This is a genomic window from Mycobacterium sp. (assembly GCF_049647605.1).
Taxonomy (GTDB): domain Bacteria; phylum Actinomycetota; class Actinomycetes; order Mycobacteriales; family Mycobacteriaceae; genus Mycobacterium.
Genome location: NZ_JBARXZ010000150.1, coordinates 23,955 through 44,145, shown reverse-complemented (window position 1 = coordinate 44,145; position 20,191 = coordinate 23,955). Strand labels below are relative to the sequence as shown.

19 protein-coding genes, 1 pseudogene and 1 riboswitch are annotated in these 20,191 nt (G+C 65.7%); of the genes and pseudogenes, 9 read left to right on the top strand and 11 right to left on the bottom strand.

Annotated elements, in window-relative coordinates:
* Positions 1-12: 12 nt before the first annotated feature.
* From WBB07_RS19015 to WBB07_RS18985, 7 genes and pseudogenes are all read right to left on the bottom strand, one after another.
* Positions 13-645 carry an MOSC domain-containing protein gene (locus WBB07_RS19015; RefSeq protein ID WP_526309946.1) on the bottom strand — a complete coding sequence of 211 codons (633 nt, stop codon included), beginning with the start codon at positions 643-645 and terminating at the stop codon, positions 13-15.
* Positions 642-1,457, bottom strand: a complete 816-nt coding sequence (locus tag WBB07_RS19010) for an ABC transporter ATP-binding protein (RefSeq protein ID WP_526309945.1) — start codon at positions 1,455-1,457, stop codon at positions 642-644. Before WBB07_RS19010 ends, WBB07_RS19015 begins: the two co-directional genes overlap by 4 nt.
* A complete protein-coding gene (locus WBB07_RS19005) occupies positions 1,454-2,503 on the bottom strand; it encodes a FecCD family ABC transporter permease (RefSeq protein WP_526309944.1) in 1,050 nt (349 codons plus the stop codon). The genes WBB07_RS19010 and WBB07_RS19005 overlap by 4 nt, the downstream gene beginning before the upstream one ends.
* Complete coding sequence (locus WBB07_RS19000; protein WP_526309943.1) at positions 2,500-3,573, bottom strand: FecCD family ABC transporter permease; 1,074 nt, start codon at positions 3,571-3,573, stop codon at positions 2,500-2,502. Before WBB07_RS19000 ends, WBB07_RS19005 begins: the two co-directional genes overlap by 4 nt.
* 20 nt (positions 3,574-3,593) lie before the next feature.
* Complete coding sequence (locus tag WBB07_RS18995) at positions 3,594-4,637, bottom strand: ABC transporter substrate-binding protein (RefSeq protein WP_526309942.1); 1,044 nt, start codon at positions 4,635-4,637, stop codon at positions 3,594-3,596.
* A 32-nt stretch (positions 4,638-4,669) separates the two neighbouring features.
* A riboswitch (cobalamin riboswitch) is annotated at positions 4,670-4,865 on the bottom strand.
* A gap of 1 nt (position 4,866) precedes the next feature.
* A pseudogene (locus WBB07_RS18990) lies at positions 4,867-6,810 on the bottom strand (heavy metal translocating P-type ATPase).
* Positions 6,803-7,180, bottom strand: a complete 378-nt coding sequence (locus WBB07_RS18985; protein ID WP_526309941.1) for an ArsR/SmtB family transcription factor — start codon at positions 7,178-7,180, stop codon at positions 6,803-6,805. Before WBB07_RS18985 ends, WBB07_RS18990 begins: the two are co-directional and overlap by 8 nt.
* A 165-nt stretch (positions 7,181-7,345) precedes the next feature.
* Here WBB07_RS18985 and WBB07_RS18980 point away from each other — a divergent pair, with 165 nt between their 5' ends.
* The 5 genes from WBB07_RS18980 (at position 7,346) to WBB07_RS18960 (ending at position 12,923) form a co-directional block, all read left to right on the top strand.
* Positions 7,346-8,908, top strand: a complete 1,563-nt coding sequence (locus WBB07_RS18980; RefSeq protein ID WP_526309940.1) for a PucR family transcriptional regulator — start codon at positions 7,346-7,348, stop codon at positions 8,906-8,908.
* A gap of 83 nt (positions 8,909-8,991) precedes the next feature.
* Positions 8,992-10,251: an NAD(P)/FAD-dependent oxidoreductase gene (locus WBB07_RS18975; protein ID WP_526309939.1), complete on the top strand. Its 1,260-nt coding sequence runs from the start codon at positions 8,992-8,994 to the stop codon at positions 10,249-10,251.
* 89 nt (positions 10,252-10,340) lie between these two features.
* Positions 10,341-10,805, top strand: coding sequence for a GreA/GreB family elongation factor (locus tag WBB07_RS18970; RefSeq protein WP_526309938.1), 465 nt, complete (start codon positions 10,341-10,343; stop codon positions 10,803-10,805).
* Between the two features lie 100 nt (positions 10,806-10,905).
* Complete coding sequence (locus WBB07_RS18965) at positions 10,906-11,283, top strand: ArsR/SmtB family transcription factor (protein WP_526309937.1); 378 nt, start codon at positions 10,906-10,908, stop codon at positions 11,281-11,283.
* Complete coding sequence (locus WBB07_RS18960) at positions 11,280-12,923, top strand: SulP family inorganic anion transporter (protein WP_526309936.1); 1,644 nt, start codon at positions 11,280-11,282, stop codon at positions 12,921-12,923. The genes WBB07_RS18965 and WBB07_RS18960 overlap by 4 nt, the downstream gene beginning before the upstream one ends.
* 8 nt (positions 12,924-12,931) lie before the next feature.
* Here the strand turns inward: WBB07_RS18960 and WBB07_RS18955 are convergent, their stop codons facing one another.
* The 3 genes from WBB07_RS18955 to WBB07_RS18945 form a co-directional block, all read right to left on the bottom strand.
* Positions 12,932-13,303 (bottom strand): DUF488 domain-containing protein, encoded by a 372-nt coding sequence (locus WBB07_RS18955; protein WP_526309935.1) that lies wholly within the window; start codon positions 13,301-13,303, stop codon positions 12,932-12,934.
* A 75-nt stretch (positions 13,304-13,378) separates the two neighbouring features.
* Positions 13,379-14,152: a sulfite exporter TauE/SafE family protein gene (locus WBB07_RS18950; protein WP_526309934.1), complete on the bottom strand. Its 774-nt coding sequence runs from the start codon at positions 14,150-14,152 to the stop codon at positions 13,379-13,381.
* Positions 14,153-14,183: 31 nt separating this feature from the next.
* Positions 14,184-15,566: an MBL fold metallo-hydrolase gene (locus WBB07_RS18945; protein ID WP_526309933.1), complete on the bottom strand. Its 1,383-nt coding sequence runs from the start codon at positions 15,564-15,566 to the stop codon at positions 14,184-14,186.
* A 155-nt stretch (positions 15,567-15,721) separates the two neighbouring features.
* On the opposite strand from WBB07_RS18945, the gene WBB07_RS18940 reads away from it, so the two are divergent.
* The 4 genes from WBB07_RS18940 (at position 15,722) to WBB07_RS18925 (ending at position 18,187) form a co-directional block, all read left to right on the top strand.
* Positions 15,722-16,318 (top strand): rhodanese-like domain-containing protein, encoded by a 597-nt coding sequence (locus WBB07_RS18940; protein WP_526309932.1) that lies wholly within the window; start codon positions 15,722-15,724, stop codon positions 16,316-16,318.
* 98 nt (positions 16,319-16,416) lie between these two features.
* Positions 16,417-16,689, top strand: a complete 273-nt coding sequence (locus tag WBB07_RS18935) for a metal-sensitive transcriptional regulator (protein ID WP_526309931.1) — start codon at positions 16,417-16,419, stop codon at positions 16,687-16,689.
* Between the two features lie 58 nt (positions 16,690-16,747).
* Positions 16,748-17,407, top strand: a complete 660-nt coding sequence (locus tag WBB07_RS18930) for a DsbA family protein (protein ID WP_526309930.1) — start codon at positions 16,748-16,750, stop codon at positions 17,405-17,407.
* Positions 17,408-17,629: 222 nt separating this feature from the next.
* Entirely contained in the window at positions 17,630-18,187 is a 558-nt protein-coding gene (locus WBB07_RS18925; RefSeq protein WP_526309929.1) for an Rv1733c family protein, read from the top strand.
* Positions 18,188-18,203: 16 nt separating this feature from the next.
* Here the strand turns inward: WBB07_RS18925 and WBB07_RS18920 are convergent, their stop codons facing one another.
* Positions 18,204-20,162 carry an alkaline phosphatase family protein gene (locus tag WBB07_RS18920; protein ID WP_526309928.1) on the bottom strand — a complete coding sequence of 653 codons (1,959 nt, stop codon included), beginning with the start codon at positions 20,160-20,162 and terminating at the stop codon, positions 18,204-18,206.
* Positions 20,163-20,191 lie beyond the last annotated feature (29 nt).

Here is a 20,191-nt window from a genome sequence, read left to right as displayed (position 1 = left end):
GCCGGCGCGTGATCAGTTCCCTTCGAGGATCAGCTCGTCGCCCACAGCGATCGAACCGGGCTGCACCACCGAGGCATACACGCCGAACATCAACCCTGGGCCGAATTCTCCGTGGCCAACTCCTCGAATGCGATTGATGGTGCGCAGGACTTTCACCGTGCGCGACAGGTCGGTGGGATTGTGTTCGGTTCCAACGTATCTGGGGACGGGTCCACCCAAACGGATCTGGAAGCTTCCCAGACTTGCGGTACGCCCGGCCCAGTCGTCTTCGGCGAACGCCGTGTCGACGCCGGTCAACGTCACCTGCATGCGAAAGCGCCGCCGGTCCAGGGTCGCACCGTTGGCCTCGGGTCCGAGTGCTGCCAGCGAGGCCTCGCTCTGGATGGTGAGCGGGGAGGCGTCGTAAGCTCCGCCCGGGGCAAGGCTGCGTACCAGCGCCAGTGGCCGCTGCGCGAGCGCTGATGCCCACCGGTCCCAGGGGCCGGGGACAAACTGCCCGGTGCGCGGAGCGCCTTCGAAGTTGAATTCGGCGGTGCCGAGCACCCCGGTATCGGTGACGGCGATGCGGTCGGTCTCGACGACGGCAAAACCTTTGATGGCGGTGACGTCGAGGTGCCGGACCCAACCTACGACGGCTTGCTTCATGTTGCCAGCTTGCCTGAAGAACCGGCTCTGGCATGGGGGAGTATCAGCGGAGATGTGGTGACCGGATCGGCGATGATGGTGGCTTCGACACCGAAGACATCGCGAACCATCCCGGCCGTGACGACGTCCTGCGGTGTTCCTTGGGCGATGAGTTTCCCGTCGCGCATCGCGATCAGGTGATGGGCGAAGCGCGCCGCCATGTTGAGGTCGTGCACTACCAGCACGATGGTCCGACGATGTTCCCGGTTGATGGTGGCGAGTAGGCCGAGGACGTCGAGTTGATGAGCGAGGTCGAGATAGGTGGTCGGTTCGTCGAGCAGCATGACGTCAGGGTCTTGGGCGAGCGCCAGCGCGATCCAGACTCGTTGGCGCTGACCGCCGGATAATTCGTCGATCGGCGCGTCGGCGAGATCGGTGATCCCGGTGGCGCTCATGGCGCCGGTGACGGCGGCGTCGTCGGCGGAACTCCACTGTCTGAACCAGCGCTGATGCGGATGGCGTCCCCGGCCGATCAGGTCCGCCACGGTGATGCCGTCCGGTGCGATCGGTTGTTGCGGCAGCAGGCCTATTTTGGTCGCAAGCTGACGGCTCGCAATGGTGGTGATGTCGTGTCCGTCGAGGTGGACGACGCCGCCCAGCGGCTCCAGCAGCCGCGCAAGTCCCCGTAGCAGCGTCGACTTGCCGCACCCGTTGGGGCCGATGATCGCCGTGATTTTTCCGGCGGGTAATTCGGTGCTGACCTTGTCGACGATGGTGCGGCCGGCGTAGCCGAGGCTGAGCTGTTGTGTTGTCAGGGTGACGGGTTCGTTCATCCGGCGGCTCCGATCCGATTGGCGCGGGCGAGCAGATAGAGCAGTACGGGCGCGCCGATGATCGCGGTGAGGATCCCGACCGGCATTCCCATGGGCGCGAACAGAAGTCGAGCCGCCAGGTCGGCACTCACGACGAGCAGTGCCCCGATGGCTGCGGCCGGCGCCAGTCCGGTGTGGCGTTCGGCGAGCAGGCGTCGGGCGATCTGGGGGGCGACCAGGGCCACAAACGCGACGGGACCGGCAGCGGCGGTCGCCATGGCTGCCAGTACCACCGCAACGAGCACCAGGGCCACTTTGTGTCCCTGCCGGCTGCCCAGGGTTTTGGCGAGGTCGTCGCCGAGTTCCAGTAACTCCAGATGGCGGGCCAGCACGGCAAGCGCCGGCACGACGGCCAGCAGGGTCACGCCGATGACCGCGACGTGCAGCGCGCCGCGATTGGCGAGGCTGCCGGTCAACCAGACGGCCGCACTCATCGCTTGGTGGACGTCAGCGCGGGTGAGTAGGTAGGAGATCCCCGATGTCAGCATCGAGGCGACACCGATGCCGACCAGCACCAGCCGGAAGCCGTGGAGGCCCCGTTTGTAGGCGATGAGCAGGATGGCTGCCGCCGTGACCAGTGCTCCGATCAGCGCACCCACAACAAGAGTTGCGCCGCTGCCACCGACGACGGTGAGGACGACCAGGGCGCCCAGCGCGGCGCCGGAGTTGATGCCGATGACGTCCGGACTGACCAGCGGGTTCGTGGCGATTCGTTGGAGAATCGCTCCCGAGAGTGCAAACGCCGTGCCCACACCGAGCCCGGTTGCGACCCGGGGAAGGCGGTCGCCCAGCACGATGTCGCGTTCGATGAGGGTGCCGCCACCGGCGAAGACATTGAGTGCATCGCGCACGGTGATCGGGAACTCGCCGAGGGTGAGGGAGATGGCTGCCACGAATACTGCTGCTGCCCAGGCAATCACGGTGATCAGGGTGCCGGCCCGGCTGATGCGAACTGCCAGGCGTCCTTGACCGGCGGCGATGACGACGGGGTCGCGTGCGGTGCTCACAGCCCGGAGACTTTCCGGTTGCGCACCAGGTAGAGGAAAAACGGTGCGCCGGCCAGTCCGGTGATGATGCCGACCTGGAGTTGCTGTGGCGTCACCAGTATGCGGCCGAGGATGTCGGCGATGAGTAGCAGCGTCGGAGCCAAAACCAGTGTCCACGCCATGATCCAGCGGTAATCGGGCCCGGTGATCAACCGGGCGATGTGCGGGACAACCAGCCCGATGAAGCCGATCGGCCCGGCAATCGCGGTGGCGCTGCCGGCTAGCAGGACGACCGAGAGCGCGGCTGCCAGGCGTGCCGACCACAGCCTGGTGCCGAGGTTTCGGGCCATGTCGTCACCCAGGGCCAGGACGTTGAGGGTCCGGCTGGTGAGGATCGCAGCGAAGATTCCGGCGGCGATGAAGGGTGCCACCGACAGTAGTGCGGTGCTGTCGGCACGGGTGAGCGATCCGACCACCCAGAACCTGAAGTCGTCCAGCGTCGTCGCGTCGAAAAGCGTGATTGCGGAGGTGATCGCACCCACGAATGCGGTGAACGCGGCGCCGGCCAGCGCCAGCTTGACGGGCGTGGCTCCGCCCAGGCCCAGCGAGCCCAGGCTGTAGACGAAGACGGCGGCCGCAGCTGCCCCGGCGAAGGCGAACCAGACGTATCCGCTTGCGGTGCTCACGCCGAAGACGGTCATGGCCAGCACCACCGCAAGTGCGGCACCGGAATTGATACCGAGGATTCCGGGTCCCGCCAGCGGGTTACGGGTGATGCCCTGCATGACGGCGCCGGCGATTCCCAGCGCGGTTCCGGCCAGAAGACCGGCGACGGTTCGGGGGATACGGATGTGCCGGACGATGCGGTCCAGATCGGTTTCCGGTGGGCGGGAGATCGCCGCGAACACGTCGTCGATGCTGATCGAGTAGTTCCCGATCAGGATGGAAGCCAGGGTCGCCCCGGCGAGCCCGGCGAGGGCGACGACGAGGCCCAGTAGGCGGCCCCGGCCTCCCCGTAACAGGCCCCGGCGCGCGCGTGACCGGGCGATGACCGGGGCTTCGAGCGGAGATGTCGGGGTGGCTACTGGCATCGACGGATATCAGGCCGTCGTCAGCCGACCAGATCTGGATGAAGGATCGACGCGACTTCTTCGACCGAGTGCGCAGCCCTCACTCCGGCGGCCCGGTCAGAGAACAAGAAGGGGTGCACCTGACCGTTCTTGACTGCAGAAACTCCCGCGAGTGCCGGGTTCTGGGCGAGTGCGGTGGCTTCGGCCGCGCCATCTTCGGCGGTGAAGGCAATGTCGCAGCAGACGCTGGTCAGGATCACGTCGGGGTTGCGGCGAATGATCTCCTCGACGTCGACGCTGACGTGGCGGCGCTGCTGGAGATCGGCGAAAGCATTGACGCCACCGGCGTGCTCGAGGATCTGGGTGCCGAAGTCGATACCGCTGGCGACGCGGTACCCGCCGTCGTCGTCGATCAGCAGGATTGCCACGGAGGGACGGTCTGCGCCTGCGACCGCCTGTTCGACGGCGGCGATCCTGGCCGTCTGGTCGGCGATGACGGTCTCCGCCTGTTCTTGCGCGTCGAAGATCGTGCCGAGGTCACGCAGATCCTGGTAGATCGTGTCGACTCGCACGGTTGCGGGATCGATGGCCTCATCGGAGAGCCCATCCTGGCTGGGGCACAGGGGGCTCAGAATCCATGATTGAATGCCCAACTCGGCCAGGCTCGCTCGGGTGCCGACGCTGGTATCGCCGCTACCTTCGGAGAAGAAGTTGTTGTAACCCGAGAGGACAAAATCGGGCTGCGCGGCCAGCAGTCCGTCCCGGCTGGGAAGCTGCGCCGCATACGGCACCTGCTGCTGAGCGTCGGCATATTCGTCCAGGACCTGGGAATCGAGGAACGCGGTTCCGACCAGCCGGTCGGTGATTCCGAGCGCGTGAGCGATCTCGGTTGCCGGCTGATACGCGGCGTACACGCGCTCGGGCGGTTCGCTGACGGTCACGTCGATACCGCAGTTCTCGATCGTCACCGCGTCTGCGGCCGGCTGGCTGGTTTCTTCGGAGCCACCGGGCGAGCAGCCCGCAGCAACGGCAGCAGCGAGAACCGCGATGGTCGCGGTCAGGGGTCGGGGCAGTACACGGGCCACAGTGAGCCAGCCTCTCCAGATCCTCGTGGATGGGGTACTTCTTAGCCGTGGCCGGTCTCCTGGCTGACGGGTGCAGCACAACATCTTCGCCTTCCCAAGACCTGTGTGGTCTCAGTGGCCCGCCGCGGTTCACGCGGTGGAAAGAGATGTTGCATTTCCCGATCACAGTGGCGAGGGCCGCGCCGGTTTCACACCGGCTTCCCGTTCACCACGGCTGGCAGCGACGCTATCAGACCCGGATTGACCTGCCACAAGGCACGGGGCTGTCCGCCGCTCCGCCGGGCAGCGGGTCGATGCGCGCGGCTCGGATCGCGTTGAGAATGACCAGTACTTCCGCGATCTCGTGAACTGCCACCACGGCGGCCAGCCCGAGGACCCCACAAGCTGCCATCGGGATCAGTGCCGCGATGATGATGAGGGAGAAGCAGATGTTGTGGACCATGATCCGGCGGGCACGTCGGGAATGTGCCAGCACCTGGGGCAGGTGGCGAAGGTCCTGGCCCATCAGTGCAACATCGGCGGTTTCGATCGCCACGTCGGTACCCATTGCGCCCATGGCGATACCGACATCTGCGGTGGCCAGCGCCGGCGCGTCGTTGACCCCGTCGCCCACCATTGCCACCGGCCGCCCACCGGACAACTCATGAAGCAGGGCCGCCTTGTCCTCGGGGAGGAGCTCCGAGTGCACCGTGGTGATTCCGGCCTGGTGGGCCACTGCGTCGGCGGTCAGGGTGTTGTCGCCGGTCAGCATGGCGACCTCGACACCAAGGCTGCGCAGCAGGCGGATCGCCTCGGGTGCTTCGGGGCGAAGCTCGTCGCGGACGGCGATCGCTGCGCGCACTGTTGAGTCGCGTTCGAGCACAACCACGGTGGCACCGGCGCCCTGCATGCGGGTGACGTCGGCGACGAGCGGCCCTGGATGCACCCAACTGGGCTTGCCGAGCCGCACGGTGGTGTTCCCGAGCTGTCCTACGATGCCGTGCCCGGCCACGGCTACGACGTCGGTGGCCGGATGTACCGTGCTGGTGGCGGACATGATCGCCTGTGCTAGAGGGTGTTCGCTGCGCGCCTCGAGTGCCGCCGCCGTCTGCAGGGCGTCGGCCTCGGATTCGCCGTCGACGGTGGCGACCTCGATCACCTGCGGCCGGTTCCGTGTCAGCGTGCCCGTCTTGTCCAGGGCGATGACCTTGATGCGGCCCAGCTGTTCGATCGCCGCGCCCCCTTTCACCAGCGCGCCCTGGCGGCTGGCGGCACCGATCGCGGCGACCACGGTCAGTGGTACCGCGATCGCCAACGCACACGGTGAAGCGGCGACCAACACCACCAGCGCCCGGTCGATCCAGAGTCTCGGATCCCCGAACAGCGTTCCGATGCCGGCGATTGCCGTGGCGAGCAGCATGATGGTGGGCACCAATGGGCGTGCGATGCGATCGGCCAGTCGCTGCCCGGTGCCCTTGCGTTCCTGGGCTTGTTCGACGATGTGGACGATGCGCGCCAGCGAGCTGTCGGCAGCCGGTGCGGTGACGTCGAATTGGACTGCGCTGCCGCCGTTGATGGCTCCGGCTGGTATCTCGCTGCCCGGGCCGGCTTCGATCGGTACGGATTCTCCGGTGATCGCCGAGACGTCCAGGATGGTTCGTCCCGAGGTGATCGTGCCGTCGGTGGCCGCGCGCTCGCCGGGCCGCAGCACCACGACGTCGCCGAGGACAAGTTCTTCGGGTGTCACGGTGACTTCGGCGTCGCGACGGAGGACCGAAACGCGGGGTGGTACCAGCGACAGCAAGGCGCGCAGGTTGTATCGGGTACGCGCCACGGCCTACCGCTCGAGCCCCTCGGCGATGGAGAACAGGATGGCCAGCAGCGCGGCTTCGGCGATCTGACCCAAAGCGACGGCGCCGATGGCGGCAATGGTCATCAGTGTGCCCACACCGATGCGGCCGTGCCGCAGATTGCGCACCGCGTCGGGGACAAATGTCGAGGCGGCCACCACGGTGCCGAGCAGTCCGGCGATCAGGAAGAGCGGCACCTGCGGGGGTGTCGCCTGGTCGAGCAGCCAGCCGAGGCCGACGGCCACCGCGGCGACTGCGGCACGCCGTAGTTCGCCGACCCGCCAGAAGTTGGCGGGCTCCGGGTCGGCCTCCGCGGATTGTGGCCCGCAGCAGGCGTCAGCCACGATCAACCCCCTGGGTGGGGATCGAGGTGAACAGCGCTGTCGTCAGCTGCTTGCCCAATGTCGTGAGCTGATACATCACCAGTTTGCCGTTGCGGCGAGACGTCACCATGTCGGCGTTGCGCAGCTGACGGAGATGATGCGACACCAGATTCTGCGCCATTCCGACCACCCAGGCGATATCGCAGACGCAGAGCTCGTCACCGAGGTTCAGTGCGGTGGCGATCATCAGCCGGGTGGGGTCGCTCAGGGCTCGTGCCACATGGGCGGCTGCCTGCACCGTGTCGGATTCCTGGAGTGAGGCGCGGATGGATTCCGCATGGGGGAGATCGATGCACAGCAATTCGCAGGTGTCGGCGGACTCGTCGTACATATCAACATGCTAATGAGCGTCGATATGAAAAGCGGTCGGGATCACCCGTCGCCGCGATGAGGCTGAATCGGGTACACCGCGGTGCCGGGGTTTGGCACTCCTGTATCCATGTGGAAGCGGTGTGTCGGAGAAGTGCCAGGGAACTGCGGGTGAGGGGAGTGCCTCATGGTCACGTTGGACCGGCTCATCAACGTGCTCGGCGGCTACGGCGTGCATCTGAGGGCCTGCACGGCACCCCGATCGACCGAATTGCGCAGTGTGGTGTTGCCCGAAAAGGTCGGCGACGACGCCGTCGTCGGTGACGTACTGCTGGCCGTGGACGCACCCTCGGTGGAAGTGGCCATCGGCTGGGCGCAGACGGCGCATGCGGCAGTGGTGTTGACTCGCGACGACGATACGAGCGATGCCATCGATCCGCTGCAGCGGGTAGCGGTGATGGTGGTGGACCCGGAGGTGTCGTGGAGCGAACTGGCCGTTGTCGTGTACGGGCTGGTTCTCGAGGGCCGCGAAACTTCTGCCGGACGTGGACCGACCGACCTGTTTGCGCTCGCCGATAGCTTGGCCGATGCGGTCGGTGGCGCGGTGACGATCGAGGACAATCACTGGCAGGTGCTGGCCTACTCCCGGATGCAGCAGAACGCCGACGAAGCGCGGGCCGAGACGATTCTGGGGCGACAAGCACCTGAGCGACTGCGGGAATTGTTCAGCGCGCGTGGGGTTCTCAAACACCTGGCGGTTGCCGAGACGCCGCTGTTCGTCCCGGCGGCACCTGACCACGGCGTGACCGGCCGCATGGTCGTGGCGGTCCGGGCTGGACGGCAAGTGCTCGGATCGGTTTGGGTGGCGTGCAGCGCGACGCTGGGTGAGGCTCAAGCGCGGGCTCTGGCCGACGGCGCCCGCATGGTGGCGCTGCATATGTTGCGGTCCCGCGCGAGTGCCGATCTCGAGCGTCATGTGGAATCGGAGTTGGTGTTTGCGCTGTTCGATGGTGCTTCCGACGCGCCGATGGTCGCCAGCAAGCTGGCGCTGCCCTTCGCCGATCTGAGGGTGATCGCCTTGCGGCCCAGGGTTGGCGACGAGCGCCACGCCGCGTTGTTGTTGGCGTTCGAGAGGGCCACCACGGGTTTTGGTTGGTCCAGGCCCGGTCGCAGCGCCTTGGCCGACAGCACCGTCTACACGGTTTTGCCGAGTGAGCCGGCATCGGTTGCTCGACGCTGGGTGGACGACTTACGCGCCGCGCTACCCGAACAGATGACGGTGCACGCCGGAATCAGTGGTACTGCAACGGTTCTGGAGCTGGCGGCGGCGCGTGAAGAAGCCGATGAGTGCTTGGCGCTGCACGAGTTGGGTCTGGGCGCCGAGGTGCCGACGTACGACGAGACCTGGGACGAGATCTTGCTGCAACGGCTGCGCATTGCCGCGCGTTCCGGTCGCACACCGCACCGCGGCCCGGTCACCGATCTGCGCCGCCATGACCGACTCCACTCCACCCAATACGTGGAAACCCTGCGGGCATGGCTGGCGGCCCAGGGTGAACTGCAGCAGGCGGCCGAACTCCTGGGCATTCACGAGAACACTGTGCGCTACCGCCTCCGCAAGATGTCGAAGGTCACTGACCTGGACCTCAAGGACGCGCACAAACGACTTGCCATGACAATCGAGCTGGCTGCCTCGGTCAACGAGACGCTCCATGAAACGCTGCTGTCGGAAAGCGACAAATTGATCTGAAGTGTTTGTTCATCTGCGATAACCACTATCGCTCAACTAGACGACACCATCGGTGTGGACGGGATTGTCTAGCTGGAGGTGACGTGGTTAACGGCAGTGAGGGAACATCGGGCGCGCCGCGCTCGGTCGTGGTGGTGGGCGCGGGCATCGTAGGCCTGTCCACCGCTTGGTTCCTGCAAGAACGGGGCGTCGACGTCACGGTGGTAGACCGTGCCGGTGCGGCAGCAGGTGCGTCCTGGGGCAATGCCGGCTGGGTGTCACCGGCGCTGACGATCCCGCTGAATCATCCTTCGGTGCTGGCCTATGGCGCACGATCACTGTTCAATCCGGCGGCGCCGTTGCACATCCCGCTGCGCGCGGATGCGCGGCTCTTGGCTTTCCTGGCGCGATTTGCCGCCAACTGCCGACGGCCCTCGTGGAACCGCGCGGTGGAGGCGAACCTGCCGTTCAACAGCGAGTGCCTCGAGGCTTACGACGTCCTCACCAGCAATGGCGTCGACGTACCGACAACCGACAGTCCGATCAACGCCCTGTTCACCGACGAGCGCCAAGCTGCGCACCTGGTGGAAGAGCTACGCGATATGCAACGTGCCGGGCAGAGCCTGTCGTTCAAGCAGCTCGATCGCGGCCAGCTCGCCGAGCAGGTGCCGATCGCCTCGTCGGCCATCACCACCGCGGTGAGCATCGAAGGGCAGCGATTTGTCGATCCGGGCCGTTTCACCCAGGCTCTCGCACAGGCCGTCATCGATCGCGGCGCGACCCTCCAGACGTTGGAGGTCACCAAGATTGTGCCAGGTCGCGGCGGCGTCCAGGTGTGCGGTGCCGGCGACGGCGAATCGATCCGGGCCGACGCAGTCGTCGTCGCAACCGGCGCCTGGATGTCGAAGCTGGTCGGCGAATGGGTCGGTGTGCCGGTCGGCGCCGGACGCGGTTACTCGTTCACCGTGCCGACCGATCGCCCCGTGCCCACGCCGGTGTACCTCCCACATGTGCGGGTCGCCTGCACGCCCTACCAGGGGAACCTTCGTGTCGCCGGAACGATGGAGTTCCGCGATGCCGACGCGCCGCTCGTGCCGGCGCGCATCAATGCCATCGCGGCTTCGGCTGCGCCGTTGCTCGACGGTGTCCGCTGGTCCGAACGCACCGACGAGTGGGTCGGGCCCCGCCCCGTCAGCACCGACGGCCGTGCGCTCATCGGCGCTGTCACCACCGGTGTGTACGTCGCCGGCGGTCACGGTATGTGGGGTCTGGCTCACGGCCCCGTCACCGGACGGATGCTGACCGAACTCATCACCACCGGTAAGCAGACTGCGGCATTGCAAGCGGTCGACCCGCTGCGCTGATTTCAGACCTGCTTCACGTCGTCAGGGGCGGCTGTTCTGATCCGCCCCTGAATACTTTTGTATCAACCACGACTTCAAAGGAGATGGCTTTGACTACCGCACAACGTGTCTGGCTTACCCCGCAGGCTTACGACGGACTCCAGAACGAGCTGACCACACTGCGCGCCCTCCTGGCTGCCGATGTCGAGCCGGCTGACGAAGACGAGAACACCGTTGCCGTGCAGCAGGCCCGTCGGGCCCGGATGCAGCGGATTCATGACCTGCTGCTCAATGCCTCGGTCGGTGAGGATCCCGCCGACGATGGCGTCGCCGAACCCGGCATGGTGTTGACCGTGCGTTTCGATGACACCGAAGACACCGAGACATTCCTGCTCGGTGTCCGGGGCGCGGAATACGGAGACCTCGAGGTGTACTCGGTCAAGTCCCCCCTGGGCGAGGCGCTGCTCGGCGCGCGTCCCGGTCAGCGCCGCCAGTACGAGGTGCCCAGCGGGGGCATGTCCTCGGTCACGTTGGTCAAGGCGGTGCCCTACGGAATGCACAAGACCGAGCTCTGATCGCCGCCGATCGGTTGCCGGACGTGGTGGGTTCGGGAAGAGGCTGATCTGTGTACTATGAATTGAACGAATGCTCAATTCATAGATTGCGTAGGTTGCCGTGTCTGACCGCTCCCAAGTTGCCGCTGAGCAGCCTCTATACGAGGTGAAAGCGAATCTGTTCAAGGCGCTGGCCCACCCGTCTCGGATCCGCGTGCTGGAAATCCTGTGCGCCCGGAGTGCTCCCACGCCGGTCAGTGACATCGTCGACGAAACCGGCATCGAACCGACGCTGTTGTCTCAGCATCTGGCCGTGCTCAAACGCCATCACGTGGTCAGTGGGCAGCGGGTCGGTAACGCGGTTTTCTATGAGCTCGCGCATCCCAAGATTCCCGAACTGCTTGTCATTGCCCGGACCTTTCTCGCCGATACCCTTGGCGCGCAACGTGACCAACTCGAGGCGCTGAAGACGCTGCCCTCCCTGGGCCACCAGCGGTGAGCGCCGCGGCCAAGGGCATATCCCGGCTGTTGCCTCGTGCACGTGACTACGCGGAGCTTCCCAGATCGTGGCGACGCGATGTGCTGGCCGGGATCACCGTGGGCGTGGTGGCGCTGCCGCTTGCGCTGGCTTTCGGTATCAGCTCAGGTGTCGGCGCGTCGGCCGGGTTGATCACCGCAGTCGTCGCGGGCCTGGTGGCCGCGGTTTTTGGCGGCTCTCATGTCCAGGTCTCGGGGCCGACCGGGGCGATGGCGGTGGTACTCGCCCCGATCGTGGCCCAGCACGGAATCGGCAGTATCGCCCTGGTGACACTGCTGGCCGGAGTGATCGTGGTGGCCGCCGGGGTGACCGGGCTCGGCCGTGCGGTGACATTCATTCCGTGGCCGGTGATCGAAGGGTTCACCCTCGGGATCGCGGCAATCATTTTCCTGCAACAGATTCCGGCTGCCTTCGGAGCGTCGACCATCGCCGGCGAGCGCACTGTGGCGGCCGCCTGGCGGGTGATCACGCACGTGCAGTGGGATGTGTCGATGATCAACATCGGGGTGGTGGCCTTTGTTGCCGTCCTGATGCTCACCCTGCCGTGGCTGCACCGGGGCATTCCCGAATCGCTGACCGCCGTGGTGGCCGCGACGGTGATTGTTGGGGTCTTCGGGATCTCGGTGGCCACCATCGGTGAGCTGCCGTCGAATCTGCCCACCCCCATGATGCCCCGGGCCGACCTCGAGTCGTTGCGCCCCCTGCTCGGTGCCGCTCTGGCGATCGCCGGGTTGGCCGCCATCGAGTCGCTCTTGTCGGCGCGCGTCGCGGCGACCATGTCTGCCACCGGTCAGTACGACCCGAATCGGGAGCTGGTGGGCCAGGGGATGGCATCGATGGCTTCCGGTGTTTTTGGTGGCATGCCCGCCACGGGGGCGATCGCCCGAACGGCGGTCAACGTGCGGGCCGGCGCGCGTACCCGGGTCGCGGCAATCGTGCACTCGCTGCTGCTGCTGTCGGTGGTTTACCTTGCAACCGGGCCTGTCTCGACGATTCCGTTGTCGGCCTTGGCCGGTGTTCTCATGGTGACCTCGTTCCGGATGATCTCGGCGCACACGGTGCGCAAGATCTTGGTCTCCACCCGGCCCGACGCTTTTGTGTTCGTGGCAACGGCGGTGGTGACGGTGTGCTTCGATCTGATCGAGGCCGTGCAGATCGGTATCCTCTTCGCGGCGTTTTTTGCGCTGCGCAACATCGCGCGCCGTTCCAGCGTGGCACACGAGGACCTGCCTGGACCGGCACAGCCCGGAGATGAGCGCATCGTGCTGCTCCGGCTGGATGGGGCGATGTTCTTCGGTGCCGCCGAACGTATTTCGACGTTGATCTCGGACACCTTCCACAACCGGGTGTCGGTGGTCATCATCCGGATGTCACAACTGGGCATGCTCGACGCCACCGGCGCCCACACCCTCGCAGAGATCACCAGTGACCTCGAGAAGCGGGGTATCACGGTGATCATCAAAGGCGTCCAGCAAGAGCACCGGGCATTGCTACAGAATGTCGGGTTCTTCAAGACTCTTCGGCATGAGAATCACCTGGCCGACACGCTCGATGAAGCAGTTCGGCACGCCCGCAGACACGTCAGCAGCTCGAAGTCCTAGACCGGTTGTCAGGAGATTTCCTGGTTCAGAATGGCGGCCAGAACCGCAGCTTCGCTGATATCGGGATCTTTGGTCGCCGTGAGGAGAGTGAGCGGCTTGCTCTGCGCGGCAAGCTCTCTCAAGTGGTCGAGCGAGGTGGCACGCTCGGTCTGTCGCAGCTCGTCGGTGTAGCGCGCAGTGAACTCGTCAAACAGTGTGGGGTCGTGGTGGTACCAGGTGCGAAGCTCGGTCGAGGGCGCGATCTGTTTGCACCATTCGTCGATGTGTGCGGCTTCTTTTTTCATGCCGCGGGGCCAGAGGCGGTCCACGAGGACACGGGTTCCATCGGCAGGGGTCGGTGTGTCGTAGATGCGACGCACTTGCACTGGGCGATGTTCCATGATCGATAGCTCACCTGTCTGGCGCGTGTCCGGTCGGCCCGCGACCCAGCCTACTGACCCCGTAGGCCCTCCAGGTCATCGCAGCCAGATGGTGTCGGCCAAGACAAACGCGGCGACGGCGATGACGAGGTAGGCGAACCACCGTTGGAGTCGGCCGGTGTCGATCCGGGTGGCAAGCAGACCGGCCAGCAGCGAGCACGCCGTCGCGCTGCCGGCGAAGGCCGCGGTGACCGCCCAGTCGATGTGCAGACCCTGCAGGTGTGACACGACCCCGGTGGCGGAATTGGCCACGATGATCAGCAGCGAGGTTCCGATGGCGATCGGCATGTCGACGCCCAGTGCGATCACCAGGGCGGGAATGATCAGGAAACCTCCGCCGACCCCGAAGAGCCCGGTGAGCAGGCCCACGGCCAATCCCGCCGGTATCGATCGGGACGCGCACCGTCGCCAGTCGATACCGGAGTCGCCGATCCGGCAGGCAATTCCGACCGCGGCGGTGCTGCTGAGCATCCGGGCCCCGGCGAGGATCATGACGGCAGCAAACCCGATGAGCAGCACCGACTGCGGTAGGCGGGCGCCGAGGGCCGCACCGGCGATGGTTGCCGGTATCCCGGCGAGTGCAAATATCGCGGCCAGTCGCCATTGGACCTGTCCCGCACGGATTCTGGGCAGCGCTCCCACGGCCGACGCCGTGCCGACGACGATCAGCGAGATCGGGATGGCCTGCTGTATGTCGAGGCCGACGGCGTACACCAGCGCCGGCACGGCCAGGATCGATCCACCGCCCCCGAGTAGGCCCAGCAGGACTCCGATGAGCGCACCGAAGACCAGGGCCGGTGCGAGCGTCATTGCGGCGGCGCCGGAACGGCGCGACTACTCATCATGCTGTGGCGCAATGGGAGTCGGTCCAGGCGTTGTAACCGCCGTCCAGGTCGGACACTGCCGTGAAACCGTTGGCGCGCAGCAGCGAGGCGGCCACACTGGAGCGCCATCCGCCGGCGCAGTGCACCACGATGGGCTTGTCGGTGGGGATCTCTGCCAGCCCGGTGCGTAGCTGTGCCAGTGGCAGATGCAGCGAACCCGGGATCGCACCGGTCTCGCGTTCGCCCGGATTGCGGATGTCGATCAGCGTCACCCCTTCCTCGGTGAGCAGGTTGTCCAATTCGGTCACCGTGACCCGGGAAGCGGTTTGCATCAGGTCGGCAAGATCGGTGGGAAATGCGCCATCGGAATCGACGTTGAGGTAGCCGATCACGTTGTCCGAGCCGACGCGGGCCAAGCGCAGGGCGGCTTCCTGTTCCTCACCCGGGTAGGTGACCAGGACCAAGCTGTCGCCGATTTCGGCGATCATCCCCCCTGTTTCGGCAAAACGGCCGTCGAAGCCGACGTTGATGGATCGATGTAGGTGGCCCGCTGCGAAGTCCTCGACCGAGCGGGCGTCCAGCACCGTGGCCCCGGCTTCTGATGCGGCCCGAAGCTGGGCTCCGCTGAGCTCCGGAACGCGTCGCTGGGCTTCGAGCAATGGATGGACCCGCTTGTTCATCGCAGCATCGACCGAGAAGTACGACGGGGCTGCCGGCTGGCCGTGAGTGATCAGTGCCACGAAGTCGTCTTTGTCCATGGGTTGCACTGATGGATTGGTGCGACGCTGCTCGCCGATCGTGGAGGTCAGTTCCGCCGACAGGTTCTTTCCGCACGAGGACCCCGCTCCGTGGGCCGGCATCACGACAACGGAGTCCGGCAGCGCCATCAACTTGTCGTGAATGGTGTGGTACATCGCAGCGGCGAGGTCGGTCGTGGAACCGTCGCCGAGGTTCACCAGGTCGGGACGTCCGACGTCACCGATGAACAACGAGTCACCTGTCAGCACGGCCCTGGGTTCGTCGCTGATGTGCTCCCGCACGAGAATGCTGATCGATTCCCACGTATGGCCAGGAGTGGCCAGGATTTCCAGGTCCACGCTGCCCAGGCTGAGGTGTTCGCCGTCGCTCAGTCGTCGAATCGGGTACTCGGTGTCCGCTTGTTCGCCGAACCCGATCCACGCGCCCGTCGCTTCCACGAGTTCCAAATGGCCGGAAACGAAGTCGGCGTGGAAGTGGGTGTTGATGACACCTTCGATCGTCAGGCCGAGCCTGGACGCATCGGCGAGATATTCGGTGATGTCGCGGCGTGGGTCCACCACGATCGCACGGCCGGTCGACTCGTCACCGATCAGATAGGACGCATGCGACAGGCACTCGATGTAGTACTGCTCCAGGATCATCCGACTGCTCCTTGCTTGGTTCTGCGAAGGTCCCAGCGGGCTCTCGGTCCGCGGTAACCGCCTGTTGTTAATACCCTAGGGGGTATGTTTGACTTCTCGACGATACCCCAGGGGGTATCAATTCGGCAACAAGGTATTCGATAGGAGACACCCACATGTCAGAGTCCGTCTTGAGCGCCGCGACACTTCACGAGCGCCTCGCGTCCACCGATGTACCCCGGCTCATCGATGTACGGACCCCCGCAGAGTTCGAGACCGCCCACCTCGAGGGTTCCTACAACGTTCCCCTGGATCTGTTGCGTGAACACCGCAACGAGATCGCCGCGCACCTCGACCAGGAGGTGGTGCTGATCTGCAGGTCCGGGCAGCGCGCCAACGAAGCGGGAGAGGTCCTGCGCCGATCCGGTCTGGCCAACGTGTGGATCCTCGGCGGTGGCATCTCAGCTTGGGAGAGTGGGGGATACGGCGTCATTCGGGGGGTTCAGCGCTGGAGTCTGGAACGTCAGGTCCGGCTGGTCGCCGGGCTGATCGTGGCCGCCGGCGTCGCGATCAGCCCGGTATTGCCCGGTGCGCAGTGGGTGGCTGGTGCGATCGGGGTGGGCTTGACGGTCGCAGCCCTTACCGATACGTGTGCCATGGGCATGCTGCTGGCCCGGCTGCCCTACAACCGGCGGGGGGCGGGTACCTGTGACGTTCGCACGGTCGTCGCGCAGCTCGTCGAGGCCACGCCGCCGCGTGGTGTCCACGGCTGATCGGTCGCCGCCGGATTGTCCTGGCCTCTCCCGATACCCCAGGGGGTAGTCTTGGGGGATACGAATCCGTGCGTGCAACAGCGGCGAAGGAACAAGCGATGGTCGGCAATCAGGAATCAATCGACGCAGTACTCAACCGATTACGACGCGCGCAGGGTCAGCTTGCCGGCGTGATCTCGATGATCGAGCAGGGGCGCGACTGCAAAGACGTCGTGACCCAGCTCGCTGCGGTGAGCCGGGCGCTGGACAGGGCCGGGTTCAAGATCGTCGCGACGGGGCTGCGTGAATGCATCGCCAACGAACCGGCGGATGGGACATCGCCCCCGATGACCGAGGCCGAACTCGAAAAGCTGTTCCTCGCGCTGGCGTGACCCCGGCATCTACTAGGCTCGATAGTAGATGTTGCGCCAAGCGAGGGGTCCGAGAACGATGACACGAAACGCACGGTTGTTGATCACGGCATTGGTCATCGCAGTGGTGGCGGTGGTGACTGTGGTGGTGCTCATGGTGCGCGACTCGGATCCTGCCGCGCCCGCCGAAGCGCAGGATTCCGCTCCTGGACAGGTTGTTCGCGACAACAGTCACCGACTGAACTCGGTGCCGGACAGCGATGTCACCTTCGTCGAGTTCCTCGATTTCGAGTGTGAGGGCTGCAAGGCGCTGTACCCGGCGATCGAGCAGTTGCGCACCGAGTACGGCGACCGGGTGAACTTCGTGGTCCGGTACTTCCCCCTGTCGGGCCATTTCAATGCCGAGCGGGCCGCACGTGCGGTGGAGTCCGCTGCCCAGCAGGGACAGTTCGAGCAGATGTACAAGAAGATGTTCGACACGCAGAGCGAATGGGGCGAGCAGCGAGTGCCTGCCGATGACGTCTTCCGTGGATTCGCCGGTGAGCTGGGCCTGGACCTGGCCGCATTCGATGCGGCGTACAACGATCCTGCGACGCTGGAGCGAGTGCGGTTGGACATGGCCGACGGCGATGCGCTCGGAGTCCAGGGGACTCCGACGTTCTTCCTCGATGGAACCCGGCTGCAACCGCGCAGCTACGACGATCTGACCGACGCGCTCGACAAGGCCTTGGCGAACTGAGTCCTGGCGAACTGAGATCCGGTAGCGCGGAGCCTGACCGGTACGCCCGAATCGTTCGCGCGGGGTTTCCCGGACTGTGATATCGGTCGCCTAGAGGGGCCACGATTGGAATCCGCCTGCTCGCGGTGCCAGCATGAGACAGGTGTCAGTCAGAAGTTCATCGCCCCAGGTCGAGCCATGTTGACGTGCGTCACATCGGTTGCTCGACGGTGCCGATGGTACTTGCGGGCGCTCGGCCGTAACCCCGTCATCCGGGTCAGTGACAGGCTCGAAGCGCTGACGGCGCTCGCCGTGCTGGTGCTGGCCGTTGTTGCGGTCCCTCTTGCCGTGGAGGCCGGACAGCAGGTGTACGAAGCGCGCAAGCAGACGGCACAGCACGAGGCACTGACCCGACACTCTGTCGATGCAGAGGTGCTCACCGGCAGTACCGGGCTGTCGACGGATTTCGACGGTACCGCCTTTGTGCGTGTCCAGTGGCGCGAGCAAACCGGGGTTCGGACCGCACAGGTCATCACTCCCGGTGTCCTAAAAACCGGTGACCGGATAACCGTTTGGCTGGATCAGTCCGGCAAGGTGGTCGGTGCGCCGTCGACGGAGTCGGATGCCACCGTCAGTGCCGTGGCCGCGGGAGCAGTGGTCTGGACTGCCGTCCTCGCCGGCAGCGTGATCTTCGCATTTGCCGCCCGGCGGGGACTGGACCGGTCCCGCGCCAGGTTGTGGGAACGCGAGTTACTGCTGTTGGCGCACAACGACGACGGCTGGGCCAACCGCCACAACTGAGATCTGCGAACCGCGGTCAGGCCGACAAGCTGTAGGGCTCGAACGCCAGGACGTTGGGGTAGCTCTGGCCATCCCGCAGTTGTGAAGACGAGCTCGGCGGGATGACGCCCGCTCCGGTCAACCGGCCGACAACCTGTGCGATGGCGTTCGTCACCGCGTACAGAGCGTCACCGATGAACTGGACCGGGAAGACCGCGATGGCGGCGACACCGCTGACGAGGAAGATCCCCTGGCCGGCGATCGACCGCAGTTGGGCGGTGATATCGGTGGTGAAGGTGTCGATGTAGTAGGGGATCGACGCGAAGATCGTCCGCAAGCTCAGCGCCACATTGGTACCGACGTCCGGCCAGCCGTACATGCCGATCGCGTCCTGAAGGGCCTGGTGCAGGTCTGCGGGATCGACCTGGCTGTCGCCCCGATCCATCAGCGGGACACCGTCGGCGTCGCTTCTGGGTGCGATACCGAACAGGCTCACCACGGTGGGTGTGATGTCGACGATCGAGTACTTCAGGTTCATCTGGCCGCTGGCAAACCCCGGGCCGTCGACGATGACAAAAGTTGATGTCTCATTGGGGGATTGGAAGCCGTGGCCAAAGCCCTGCTGTGGTTGGTGGCCGTGGTCGGTGACCATGATGACGGTCCAGTCCTCGCAGGCGCCCGCCGCACACGACTCGGCCTCGCGTGCGGCTACCGCATCCAGGATCAAGCCGATGTTGGTGTTGGTGCGCGAGATCGCCTGCGCGTATTGCTGCGACGCCCCACCGTAGAGATGCCCGGCCTCGTCGACCTGGGTCAGGTAGGTGAACAGGAAGTTGGGTACGTCCTCATAACCCGCGTCGGCGCCCAGGATCGACTTGACCGTCTCCAGCGTCACCGCGGCGTCGGCCTGGATGTACAGGGGGTCGTTGGCTCCCCGCGGAATGTAGACGATTTCGTCGGCGCCGTAGGCACCGGCACCCGCGATATCGGCGATGACCTGCCAGTCGGCGATGGCTTTGGTGCGGATATCCCGATTGGCACCTTCGAGCTGGTCGAACACCGTCGGCCAGGAATTGTAGGTCGACGAGGTGAAGATGTTGTTGATCACGCCACTCTTGCTGTCCCACACTCCGGTCAGGATGGCGGTCCAGGACGGGTTGGAGATGGTGGTGTGCCCGACGATGCTTGACGCCCCGGTGGTGCCCCGGTTCATCAGTTCGAAGAACTTCGCGTTTGCGGGATCGTCGAGCACCCTGCTCAGGTTGGTGCCGTCGACACCGATGACCAGCACGTGTTGGGTCGTGGGGTCGGTGATCTGGGCGGCGACATCCGCCGTGGTGATGACGCGATTGCGGCCGGCCGTGCCTGCGGTGGTGCCGACATTGGCGGCGGTGGTGGGGAACAACGGGATTGCGGGCCTCGGTGTCACTGGGGCCTTGGGGGTGCGCACGGGCCGCAACGTCGTCGTCGTGGCGGCTGGCTCGAGCTCGGAGGCGACGGGCTCGACAGCGATGGCCGCCACCGGCTCTGCGACCGGAATCGGTGCCGCCGGCGGGGCGGTCTCGACGGCTGGTGTGACCGCGGCCGTGGGCTCGGTGCTCGGGGCTGGGTCGTCGTTGGTTTCGGCGGCCGGTGATTCGGTGGTGCGGGCCTTGCGGGCGGTGGGCGAGCCGGTGGTGCGAGCCGGCTTTCGGGTGGAGCCTTCCGCGGTGGTGGTGTCGTCGACAGATTCGGCCGTATCCCGGGGCGGACGCTTGAGCCGCGGTCCGGTGGCGGTGTCGGTGTCGGTGTCCGTGGAAGTCGATGCGCCACCGCTGCGGGAACTCTTGCGCGCTTCGGCGGATTTGGAGGGCTTGGACTCGCCGGCCGTGGCCGAGCTACCGGAATCCGATGAGGTGGGGTCGGCGAAAGCCGTGCCAGTGGACAACGCGGTACCGGCACCGGCGACGACACCGGCCACCGCAACTCCGAGGCATATCTGCTTCACCGTTGTCACGGACGATCTCCTATCGGGGTGTTCGAGCA

What these genes read in the sequence shown, in the direction of transcription:
- WBB07_RS19015 (WP_526309946.1), bottom strand. Translation starts at nt 645, where the DNA reads ATGAAGCAAGCCGTCGTAGGTTGGGTCCGGCACCTCGACGTCACCGCC.
- WBB07_RS19010 (WP_526309945.1), bottom strand. Translation starts at nt 1,457, where the DNA reads ATGAACGAACCCGTCACCCTGACAACACAACAGCTCAGCCTCGGCTAC.
- WBB07_RS19000 (WP_526309943.1), bottom strand. Translation starts at nt 3,573, where the DNA reads ATGCCAGTAGCCACCCCGACATCTCCGCTCGAAGCCCCGGTCATCGCC.
- WBB07_RS18985 (WP_526309941.1), bottom strand. Translation starts at nt 7,180, where the DNA reads ATGTACGACGAGTCCGCCGACACCTGCGAATTGCTGTGCATCGATCTC.
- WBB07_RS18980 (WP_526309940.1), top strand. Translation starts at nt 7,346, where the DNA reads ATGGTCACGTTGGACCGGCTCATCAACGTGCTCGGCGGCTACGGCGTG.
- WBB07_RS18955 (WP_526309935.1), bottom strand. Translation starts at nt 13,303, where the DNA reads ATGGAACATCGCCCAGTGCAAGTGCGTCGCATCTACGACACACCGACC.
- WBB07_RS18950 (WP_526309934.1), bottom strand. Translation starts at nt 14,152, where the DNA reads ATGACGCTCGCACCGGCCCTGGTCTTCGGTGCGCTCATCGGAGTCCTG.
- WBB07_RS18945 (WP_526309933.1), bottom strand. Translation starts at nt 15,566, where the DNA reads ATGATCCTGGAGCAGTACTACATCGAGTGCCTGTCGCATGCGTCCTAT.
- WBB07_RS18940 (WP_526309932.1), top strand. Translation starts at nt 15,722, where the DNA reads ATGTCAGAGTCCGTCTTGAGCGCCGCGACACTTCACGAGCGCCTCGCG.
- WBB07_RS18935 (WP_526309931.1), top strand. Translation starts at nt 16,417, where the DNA reads ATGGTCGGCAATCAGGAATCAATCGACGCAGTACTCAACCGATTACGA.
- WBB07_RS18930 (WP_526309930.1), top strand. Translation starts at nt 16,748, where the DNA reads ATGACACGAAACGCACGGTTGTTGATCACGGCATTGGTCATCGCAGTG.